Annotated in this window: 9 protein-coding genes; 6 read left to right on the forward strand and 3 right to left on the reverse strand. The window is 74.7% G+C overall.

The features are described from left to right. The first annotated feature begins 381 nt into the window (after window positions 1-381). The 4 genes from ACFYXE_RS31845 (at window position 382) to ACFYXE_RS31860 (ending at window position 4,142) form a co-directional block, all read left to right on the forward strand. Entirely contained in the window at window positions 382-1,461 is a 1,080-nt protein-coding gene (locus ACFYXE_RS31845) for a M20 family metallopeptidase (protein ID WP_389318596.1), read from the forward strand. Further along, window positions 1,458-2,261, forward strand: a complete 804-nt coding sequence (locus ACFYXE_RS31850; protein ID WP_389318567.1) for a GNAT family N-acetyltransferase — start codon at window positions 1,458-1,460, stop codon at window positions 2,259-2,261. Before ACFYXE_RS31845 ends, ACFYXE_RS31850 begins: the two co-directional genes overlap by 4 nt. Window positions 2,262-2,302: 41 nt before the next feature. Next, window positions 2,303-3,370 (forward strand): o-succinylbenzoate synthase, encoded by a 1,068-nt coding sequence (menC, locus tag ACFYXE_RS31855; protein WP_389318598.1) that lies wholly within the window; start codon window positions 2,303-2,305, stop codon window positions 3,368-3,370. A gap of 166 nt (window positions 3,371-3,536) precedes the next feature. Continuing rightward, window positions 3,537-4,142, forward strand: a complete 606-nt coding sequence (locus ACFYXE_RS31860) for a M23 family metallopeptidase (protein ID WP_389318569.1) — start codon at window positions 3,537-3,539, stop codon at window positions 4,140-4,142. A 19-nt stretch (window positions 4,143-4,161) separates the two neighbouring features. Here ACFYXE_RS31860 and ACFYXE_RS31865 read toward each other — a convergent pair whose 3' ends face one another. Beyond that, window positions 4,162-4,998 (reverse strand): phosphoenolpyruvate hydrolase family protein, encoded by an 837-nt coding sequence (locus tag ACFYXE_RS31865; RefSeq protein WP_389318571.1) that lies wholly within the window; start codon window positions 4,996-4,998, stop codon window positions 4,162-4,164. Beyond that, window positions 4,995-6,281: a Tm-1-like ATP-binding domain-containing protein gene (locus ACFYXE_RS31870; protein WP_389318573.1), complete on the reverse strand. Its 1,287-nt coding sequence runs from the start codon at window positions 6,279-6,281 to the stop codon at window positions 4,995-4,997. Before ACFYXE_RS31870 ends, ACFYXE_RS31865 begins: the two co-directional genes overlap by 4 nt. Before the next feature lie 109 nt (window positions 6,282-6,390). On the opposite strand from ACFYXE_RS31870, the gene ACFYXE_RS31875 reads away from it, so the two are divergent. Next, a complete protein-coding gene (locus tag ACFYXE_RS31875) occupies window positions 6,391-7,863 on the forward strand; it encodes a PLP-dependent aminotransferase family protein (protein WP_389318575.1) in 1,473 nt (490 codons plus the stop codon). 158 nt (window positions 7,864-8,021) lie between these two features. Here the strand turns inward: ACFYXE_RS31875 and ACFYXE_RS31880 are convergent, their stop codons facing one another. Continuing rightward, entirely contained in the window at window positions 8,022-8,882 is an 861-nt protein-coding gene (locus ACFYXE_RS31880; protein ID WP_389318577.1) for a LysR family transcriptional regulator, read from the reverse strand. A 68-nt stretch (window positions 8,883-8,950) separates the two neighbouring features. On the opposite strand from ACFYXE_RS31880, the gene ACFYXE_RS31885 reads away from it, so the two are divergent. Then, window positions 8,951-9,958, forward strand: a complete 1,008-nt coding sequence (locus ACFYXE_RS31885; protein WP_389318579.1) for a DMT family transporter — start codon at window positions 8,951-8,953, stop codon at window positions 9,956-9,958. Window positions 9,959-10,048: the final 90 nt, after the last annotated feature.

Below are 10,048 nucleotides of genomic sequence, written 5' to 3' on the forward strand. Positions count from 1 at the left end.
GCGCAGGTGCATCATGCGCTGCCGTTGCCTCCACCGTCCGACTGTCCGCAACCCTCCACGGCAAACACGCGTGCCCTCGCTGCTTCGCCGCGGCCGGCTCATGGACGAGGACCGGGAAGTGGCAGATCAGCCCGGCCCGTGATCGGGCCCCTTTCTCCCGCGCCGCGCACCCCTCCGTCCCGGCCCGCGGCCCCTTGCGCGCCGCGCGTCCCGGACCCTCTTCGTACGACGACACGAATCCGCGCCGCAGATTGTGACCCTCGTACCAACTCCGGATCCGGCACCCTGCCTAGCGTGGAGGGCACCCCGCACCCCACCACCTGGAGGACATCCGTGCAGGCCGCACCCGATCCCCGCCCCGCGCCGCCGAACCTCGACGCCATGCTCGCCGACCTCGAAGAGCTCGTGACCTGCGAGTCGTACTCCGCCGACCACGCGGCCGTCGCCCGCAGTGCGCGGGTCGTCGCGGACCAGGGCGGTCGCCTGCTCGGCGCCCGGCCGCAGACGCTGGTCAGCGGTGGAGTGACACACCTGCGGTGGAGCTTCGGCACCCCGCGGGTCCTGCTGCTCGGCCACCACGACACCGTCTGGCCCCTGGGCACCCTCACGACCCATCCGTTCTCGGTGGAACAGGGCGTCGCCCGCGGTCCCGGAGTCTTCGACATGAAGGCGGGCCTGGTCCAGATGTTCCACGCGCTGGCCGGGCTGCCGTCCCTGGACGGCGTCTGCGTCCTGGTCACCGGCGACGAGGAGGTCGGCTCGGACACCTCCCGCGCACTCATCGAGGACACCGCGCGCGCATGCCGGGCCGCGCTCGTCCTGGAGGCATCCGTCGCGGGTGCCCTCAAGACCCGCCGCAAGGGCGTCTCGCACTACGACCTCACCGTGCACGGCCGCGCCGCCCACTCGGGCCTCGAACCCGAGAAGGGCGTCAACGCCGCGACGGAGCTGGCCCACCACCTGCTCGCCCTCCAGGACATCACCGACACGGTGAACGCCCGCACGGGGCCCGGCACGACGATCACCCCGACCGTGCTGTCGGCGGGCACCACCACCAACACCGTCCCCGCCCGCGCCGACCTCAGCCTCGACGTGCGGGTCCCCTCCCCCGCGGCGCAGGAGGCCGTCGACGACCTCGTCCGGGGCCTCGCGCCGCGGCACCCGGAGGCCCGCCTCGTCGTCGGCGGCGGCCCCAACCGCCCGCCGCTGGACGCCGCTTCCTCGCAGAGCCTGTTCGCCCTGGCCTGCGACACGGCCGACCGCATCGGTCTCGGCCCGCTGCGGCAGGCCTCCGTGGGCGGCGCGTCCGACGGCAACTACACCGCCGGGGTCGGCTGCCCCACCCTCGACGGCCTCGGCGCCGTCGGCGACGGCGCCCACGCCGACCACGAACATGTGATCATCGCCGACATGCCGACCCGCGCCCACCTCCTCTCCCACCTCGTCGGAGCCCTGCTGTGAACCACCACGACATCCGCGAACTCCACTCCATGGCGGAGTTCGAGAGCGTCTGCCGTCTGTACGCCGACATCTGGGGCCCCGAGCCCGGCGCGGAGCCGGTCTCCGCCGAGATCATGCGCGCGCTGTCGCACGCGGGCAACTACGTCGCCGGGGCCTACACGGACGGCCGGCTGACGGGCGCGACCGTGGCGTTCTTCGGCGAGCCTGCGGGCACCACCCTGCACTCGCACATCACCGGCGCCGTCATGGGCGGCGGCATCGGTCTGGCCCTCAAACTCCACCAGCGCCAGTGGGCCCTGGACCGCGGCCTCAAGCGCATCACCTGGACCTACGACCCGCTGATCCGCCGCAACGCCCACTTCAACCTCACCAAGCTCGGGGCGCGGCCCGAGGAGTACCTGGAGTCCTTCTACGGCGCGATGGACGACGCCATCAACGGCGGGGACGAGTCGGACCGGGTCCTGACCGCCTGGGACCTGACCGTCCCGCTGTCGACCGCAGGGCACGACGGCGTCCCGCTGCCCGCAGGCGCCGCGCACGCCGTCCGCGACGTCGACGGGCGCCCCGAACTCACCTCGACCGACGCCGAGTTCGTCCTCGTCGACCTGCCCGACGACATCGAGGCCCTGCGCCGCACCGACCCCGGGGCCGCCCGCGCCTGGCGGCTCGCCGTCCGGGAGACCCTGGGCGGCCTGCTCGCCGACGGCGCCCGCGTTCTCGGCTTCCACGACCGGCGCAGCTACGTCGTGCGCCGCTTCCCCGCCACCTCCACCCACCTGCCCACCGGGAGCAACCAGTGACCCAGACGAAGATCTCCGGCATCGAGCTGCGCCGGATCGCGATGCCGCTCGTCGCGCCCTTCCGCACCTCCTTCGGCGTCGAGACCAGCCGGGACGTCCTCCTCGTCCGGGTCGTCACCGCGGACGGCGAGGGCTGGGCCGAGTGCGCCGCGATGTCCGAGCCCCGCTACTGCGCCGAATACGTCGACGGTGCCCAGGACGTGCTGCGCAGGTTCCTCGTCCCCGCGCTCCCCAAGGAGGGCGTGGACGCGGCCGCCGTGGGCCGGGCCCTCGAACCCTTCACCGGCCACCACATGGCGAAGGCCGCGCTGGAGAGCGCGGTCCTGGACGCGCAACTGCGCTCCACCGGCGAGTCCTTCGGGTCCTACCTGGGCGCGGCCCGCGACCGGGTCCCCTGCGGTGTCTCCGTGGGCATCATGGACTCCGTCCCCCAACTCCTGGACGCCGTCGAGCAGTACGTCGCCGAGGGCTACGTCCGGATCAAGCTGAAGATCGAGCCCGGCTGGGACGTCGGGCCCGTGCGCGCGGTCCGCGAGCGCTTCGGCGACGACCTGCTCCTCCAGGTGGACGCCAACGCCGCCTACACCCTCGTCGACGCCCAGCACCTCGCCAAGCTCGACGAGTTCGGCCTGCTCCTGATCGAACAGCCGCTGGCCAACGACGACATGGTGCAGCACGCGCAGCTGGCCAAGCTCCTGCGCACCCCGATCTGCCTGGACGAGTCCATCGAGTCCGCCGCCCACGCGGCGGCGGCGATCTCGCTCGGCGCCTGTTCCGTCATCAACGTCAAACCGGCCCGGGTCGGCGGCTATCTGGAGGCCCGCCGCATCCACGACATCGCCCGCGCCCACGGCATCCCCGTCTGGTGCGGCGGCATGCTGGAGACCGGTATCGGACGGGCCGCGAACGTCGCGCTCGCCGCGCTGCCGGGGTTCACGCTGCCCGGCGACACATCGGGCTCCAGCCGCTACTTCGCCACCGACATCACCGCGCCGTTCGTCCTGGACGACGGCCACCTGGACGTCCCGACGGGGCCCGGCCTCGGCGTCGACCCGCTGCCCGACGTCCTCGACGAGGTGACCACCGCGACGGAGTGGATCGCCCTCTAGGGGATGTCCTCGCGATGCGCCGCACCCGTGCGCACGCCGGCCGCCTTGTCCACCGGATGGCGCAGTCGGCGTGCGCTCGGCCGCCACTGACGGTGTGCTGACTGAGGTGGACTACGACATAGACGGCCCGCGTGCAGCGGGCCCCACACGACGTGACGCACTGGGCATGGCCGCTGTGCTGCTGGCAGGCGGGGCGCTCTCGACGGGAGCCGCCACGCCACGGAGCGGGCCGCGGGCCGACCCGGAGTCGCAGGACGGCTGCGAGGCCACCTACGACGCCGACTTCGAGACGGCGCTCGCCGAGGGCGACGCCGCGTTCCCGGAGGACGAGGCCCGCGGTCTCGCCCCGGCCGAACGCCCCCGGCGGTTCACGCTGCCGCTCCGGCGCCGCTTCCGGATCTCCACCCGCTACGGCGTGCGCGGCGACTGGCTCGCGGGCCACCACACCGGCATCGACCTGGCCGTCCCCAGCGGCACCGCGGTGTACGCGGTGGGCGGCGGGGTCGTGGTGCTGGCCCGCTGGTCGGGTGCGTACGGCAACGCCGTCACCGTGCGGATGCCGGACGGGCACTACGCGGTGTACGGGCACCTGTCCCGGATCCGGGTGCGGCAGGGCGCCAGGATCCGCGCCGGGACGCGGATCGGCAGCAGCGGCAGCACCGGGCGGGCCACCGGACCCCACCTCCACCTGGAGATCCGGTCCCGGCGCCACTACGGCTCGGACGTCAATCCCTACCGCTACCTGGCCCGGCGCGGCGCCCGCCTGCGGTGAGGGCCCGGCCCCGGGTGCCTCAGGCGCCCGGGGACCGGAGGCCGAGGGACTTGAAGGCCCGCGTCTGCTCGACGACGGCCCGCTCCGTGGGCAGCCGTTCGATCGACGAGGCGCCGAAGAAGCCGACGACGCCCTCGGTGTGCTCCAGGACGTACCGCGCGTCCTCGGGCTCGGCGATGGGACCGCCGTGGCACAGCACCAGGACGTCCGGGTCGACGCGCTTGGCCGCGTCGTGCATCGCCTGGACGGCGGTGGCCGCCTGGTCGAGGGTCATCGCGGTGCCCGCGCCGATGGAGCCCTTCGTGGTCAGGCCGACGTGCGGGACCAGGACGTCCGCGCCCGCCCTGGTCATGTCCGCGGCCTGCTCCGGGTCGAACACGTAGGGCGCGGTGAGCAGGTCGCGCTCGTGGGCGGCACGGACCATGTCGACCTCCAGGCCGTACCCCATGCCGGTCTCCTCGAGGTTCACGCGGAACGTGCCGTCGTACAGGCCGACGGTGGGGAAGTTCTGCACGCCGGTGAACCCCATGGCCTTGAGCCGGTCCAGGAAGAGGTCCATGCGGCGGAACGGGTCGGTCCCGCACACGCCCGCGAGGACGGGGGTGTCGCGGACGACGGGCAGCACCTCGCGGGCCATGTCGACGACGATCTCGTTCGCGTCTCCGTAGGGCAGGAGTCCGGCCAGGGAGCCGCGGCCCGCCATCCGGTAGCGGCCGGAGTTGTAGATGATGAGCAGGTCGACCCCACCCTCTTCCGCGCACTTGGCGGACAGTCCGGTGCCCGCCCCCGCCCCGATCACGGGCCGTCCCGCGGCGACCTGGGCGCGCAGCCGGGCGAGTGCTTCTTTGCGGTTCATGGGGTGCTCCTCGAAGGGGTGGGGGTGGGTCGGCGGGCGGCCGGTGAGGCGGCGCGTTCGCCGATCAGTCGGTGCAGGCGGTCGGCCATCGCGACGGCGAAGACCGCGTCGTTGATGTGGGCGTCGACCTCGTGCAGGTGGACGCCGCTGCCGCGGACCGTGGACCGCAGCGCGTCCAGGCCCGCCGTGTCGGCCGCCGGGTCGGCGAAGGGGGCGCCCTCGACATCGACGGCGGACAGTCCGCGCAGCGGCCAGAACAGTTCGGCGGGTCCGCGGGCGGCGGCGAGCTTGTGGCCGAGCAGGGCGCCCAGCGCGGTCATCTCCTCGATGGTCGTCCGCATGAGGGTGACGGTCGGGTTGTGCACCAGGAAGCGGCGTCCGGCGAAGCGCTCGGGGATGCTGGCCGCGGGGCCGAAGTTGACCATGTCGAGGGCGCCCGGGGCGACGACCTGCGGGATCGCCGCGGCGCCCGCGGCGGTGAGCCGGTCGGGGCCCGCGCTGAGGACTCCCCCGACGAGCTCGTCGGCGAGCTCGGTGGTGGTCAGGTCGAGCACGCCGTCCAGCAGTCCGTCGGCGGCGAGCTTCTCCACGGCGCGGCCCCCGGCGCCGGTGGCGTGGAAGACCAGGACCTCGTAGCCGAGTTCGGCGAGGCGGGCGCGGGCCGCGTCGACGGCGGGGGTGGTCACGCCGAACATGGTGGCGGCGACGACCTTGCGCCGCGGCCCGGCGAGCTCCTCCAGGTTCCGCTCCTGGCGCCGGGCCATCCCGGCCGCGGCAGCCGCCGCGTTGCCGAGGATGTGCCGGGAGACGGAGTTGATGCCGGAGATGTCGACGACGCTGTACATCATCGTGAGGTCGCTGCTGTCGACGTACGGTGCCACGTCCCCGCCCGCCATGGTGCTGACCAGGACCTTCGGCACACCGATGGGCAGGGCGCGCATGGCCTGGGCGGCGATGGCGGAGCCGCCGCTGCCGGCGGCGGCGAGCACCGCGTGCAGCTTGCCCTCGCGGTGCAGGTCGAGGACCACGGCGGTCAGGCCGTCGGCCATGGCGACGACCGCGGCGCCCCGGTCGCCCGAGGCGCGCAGCTCGGCCAGGTCGTGCCCGGCGGCGCGGGCCACCGCCTCGGCCGGGACGTCGGCCGCGGGACCGTGTGCGGGCGGCGGCAGTACGCCCACGTCGACCAGCAGGACATCGCTGCCGTACTCCCGGAGCCGCTCCCGCAGCCAGGCGTACTCCTCGCCCTTGGTGTCCAGCGTTCCGACGAGGACAACGGTCGCCATGTCCTTCACCCCTTCATGTGCCCGGTGCTGCCGATCTTGCGGCCGCCGGAGGCGGGTGACAACGACCAGTGGGGCCGGATTGGCCTGCGCATGGGCGAAGATGAGGGGTATGGCGAAGATCCCGACGGCCCGGTTGTCACGGCTGCTCACCGGCTGGTCGGCGGAGGGCACGGGCCCGCTCCCGCGGCGGCTCGCGGACGCCCTGCGGGAGCTGGCCGAGCGGGCGGACGTGGCCCCCGGCACGACGCTACCGTCCCAGCGCGAGCTCGCGGGCGTCCTGGGGGTGAGCCGCTCCACGGTGACCGCCGCGTACAGCCTCCTGGAGCACGAGGGGTGGGTGGAGAGCCGCCGGGGCAGCGGGTCGCGGCTGCGCGGCTCGGGGTCGCCGGAGCGGGAGACGGGCGAGGGGCGGCTGGCCAGTTTCGACGCGCGGAGGGTGCTTGCCGATCCGACGGGCCCGGGGGAACGGCCGGGCCTGGCCGACCTGTCGAGCGGCGCGCTCGACGGGCTCGGTGCGGTGGGCGACGCGGTCGGCGCGCTGTCGGGTGCGGACCTGGCGCCGCTGCTGGGGGCCGACGGCTATCTGCCGCACGGCCTGCCCGCGCTGCGCGAGGGCATCGCGGCGTACTACCGCGCGGCGGGCGTGCCCACGGAGGCCGAGCAGATCCTCGTCACCTCCGGTTCGCAGCAGGCCGTGTGGCTGGTCGCGCAGGCGCTGGTCGACCCGGGGGACACGGTCGTGGTGGAGAACCCCACCTATCGGGGCGCCCTGGAGGCGCTGCGTGCGCGCGGCGCGCGGCTCGTGCCGGTCGGCGGTGACCGGCCGGGGGCGGGCGTCGACGGCTCGGACGCGGCGGCGCTGCGGCGCCTGGGCGCGAAGGTGCGGCCCCGGCTCGTCTATCTGCAGCCCGCCGTGCACAATCCGACGGGCCGCAGCCTGGACGGCGGGGCGCTGCGGGAGTGGGCGTCCGCGCTGGGTGAGCGCGAGCTGTTCACGGTGGAGGACACCGCGTGCGCGGAGCTGGGCCTCGCGGGCGACGGGGCTCCGGTGCCGCTCGCGGCCCGCCTCCCGATGGCGTCCACGATCACCGTGGGCACGCTGTCGAAGCTGTTCTGGGGCGGGCTGCGGGTGGGCTGGGTGCGCTCGTCGCCGCATGTCGTGGCGCGCCTGGGGAAGATCAAGACGTCGGTGGACCTGTCGAGTTCGGTCGTGGACCAGCTGGTCGCGGTACGGCTTCTCGCCGGGCTGCCGCAGGCGCGGGCGGCGCGCCGCGCGGTGCTGCGCGAGCAACGTGCGGGTGCGGAGGCGCTGTTGGCGGCGCTCGCCCCGCACTGGGAGTGGGACCGCCCGGCCGGCGGCCCGGCCCTGTGGGTGCGGGTGCCGGGCACCGACACGGAGGCCCTCGCGCAGCTCGCGCGGCGGCGGGGCGTGGCGGTCGTGCCCGGCTCGGCGTTCTCGGCGGTGGACGGTTTCCGGGACCGGCTGCGGCTGCCGTACGCGCACGGGGTCGACGCGTTGGAGCGGGCGCTGCCGACCCTCCTCGACTGCGCGGCGCGCAGCCGGGTTCCGGCCGGGGGCTGATCCGGCGCCTCCACCCGGCCGCGCCCGGAATGGTCCTGGTCCGCGCGGCGGCCGGGCGTCGGCGGGGTGAAGCGACGACCCGGGCCCGCCGCCCACCGCCCACCGCCCGCCGCTCGCCGCCCGCCGGAAATCGGCGCCTCCGGTCGGCGTCCGTGACGTCAGCTCTCGGCGACCATCGCGCGGGCCAGCCGGATCAGGTCCGGGATCGCCGGGTGGCCGGGCGCGCCGCGCTGCCAGGCGAGCAGCAGCGGCACCGGAGGGGCGTCGGCCAGTGGGCGGTAGACGATCGCGGGGTGCGTGTGCAGGCGGGGCGTCGCCGACGTCGAGATGCCCACGGCCCGGCCCACGGCGATGGCGGTGAGCCACTCGTCCGTGTTGCCGACCTCGATCGTCGCCGTGGGCCGCGCGCCCTCGGGCCACAGGTCGAGCGTCGTCGTGCCCGCGACCGTGTTCAGGGCGACCGGCCATACCGCGAGGTCCGCCAGGGTCAGGCGGGCCCGGTCCGCGAGGTCGCTGCCCACCGGCACCACGGCCACCCGCTCCTCCTCCACGAGCAGTTCCGTGACGAGGCCCGGCGCGGTCACCCGGCCGCGCAGCAGGGCGACGTCGACCTTGCCCTGGGTGAGTCCCGCCGTGCGGTCGTCGATCCGGCGCAGCTCCAGCGGTACGTCGGGGTGCTCCTCGTCCCAGCGGCGCAGCAGCGGAATGGTGAGGTCCCCGAGCGCGGCCCAGGGGTGCCCGAGCCGCAGCGGCACGGTGGACAGGGCGCGCGGGTCGAGGGCCGCGTCGACGGCGGCGAGCGCGGCGGCGGCCTTGTTTCGGAAGGTCCGGCCCGCCGCCGTGAGCTCCAGGTGGTGCGTGGAGCGGTCGACGAGCCGTACGCCGAGATGCCCCTCGAGCTGGCGGAGCGTACGGGAGAGCGCGGGCTGGCCGATGTGCAGCCGTTCTGCCGCGCGGGTGATCGTGCCCTCCTCCGCGATGGCGAGGAAGGCCCGCAGATGACGCAGCTCCATGGTCATGCTCGGCAAGCATAGCCACTGCTCAATCGGCATTTCACACGGAAAGGGCCGCTTCCTAGCCTGAGGGCATGACATCGACCACGTCCCGGGCGGGCACCGCAGGCGCGGGCCCCGCGAGCGCACCGGCCACCACGGGCAGCTCGGGTGGCAGGGGCAGCACGGTTCGCACCGACGCTACGGGAGGCACCGGCAGCACCGGCAGCAAGGGCGACACCGGCACCACAGGCAGCACCGGCACCGGCAGCCTCGCCGGGATCGGGCTGATGCTGGCGGGCACCCTGTCCGTGCAGTTCGGCTCCGCCGTCGCCGCGCTGCTCTTCCCGCGCGCCGGAGCCCTCGGCGTGGTGGCGCTGAGGGTGACGATCGCCGCCGTCCTGCTGCTCCTCGTCTGCCGTCCCCGGCTGCGCGGGCACAGTCGTACGGACTGGGCCGTCGCCGCCGCCTTCGGTCTCGCGCTCGGCGGCATGAACATCTTCTTCTACCAGGCCATCGACCGGATCCCGCTCGGCCCCGCGGTGACGCTGGAGGTCCTCGGGCCGCTCCTGCTGTCCGCCGTGGCCGCGCGCCGGGCGGTGAGCCTGCTGTGGGCCGGGCTCGCGCTCGCGGGCGTCTTCCTGCTCGGGCAGGAGGGGTTCGACGAGCTCAGTCCCGCGGGTGCCGCTTTCGCCCTCGGGGCGGGCGCCATGTGGGCGGCGTACATCGTCTTCAACTCCCGTACGGGCGCACGCTTCCCGCGCCTGGACGGGCTCGCCGTGGCCATGGCGGTGGCCGCGCTGGTGAGCCTGCCGCTCGGGATCGGTTCGGCAGGGTCCACCCTGCTCGAACCGGGAGTGCTGGGCCTCGGTCTCGCGGTGGCGCTGCTCTCCTCGGGGCTGCCGTACACCCTGGAGCTGCTGGCGCTGCGCCGCCTGCCCGCGCAGACGTTCGCGGTGCTGACCAGTGTGGCCCCCGCGGTGGCGGCGCTGGCCGGGTTCCTCGTGCTCGGGCAGACCTTGTCGCTCCCGCAGTGCCTGGCGATCGGTCTGGTGGTGGCGGCGAGCGTGGGGGCGGTGCGGACGCGGCCGACCAGGCCCTAGGGGGCGTCTCTCCGATCTTCGTGGACAGGCCGCGGCGTCTGGTGCGGTGCATCGCCGTGCGGCCGGGCCGCCCTCGTACTGGTGGTACGA

Source organism: Streptomyces sp. NPDC002564 (genome assembly GCF_042889645.1).
Taxonomy (GTDB): Bacteria; Actinomycetota; Actinomycetes; order Streptomycetales; family Streptomycetaceae; genus Streptomyces.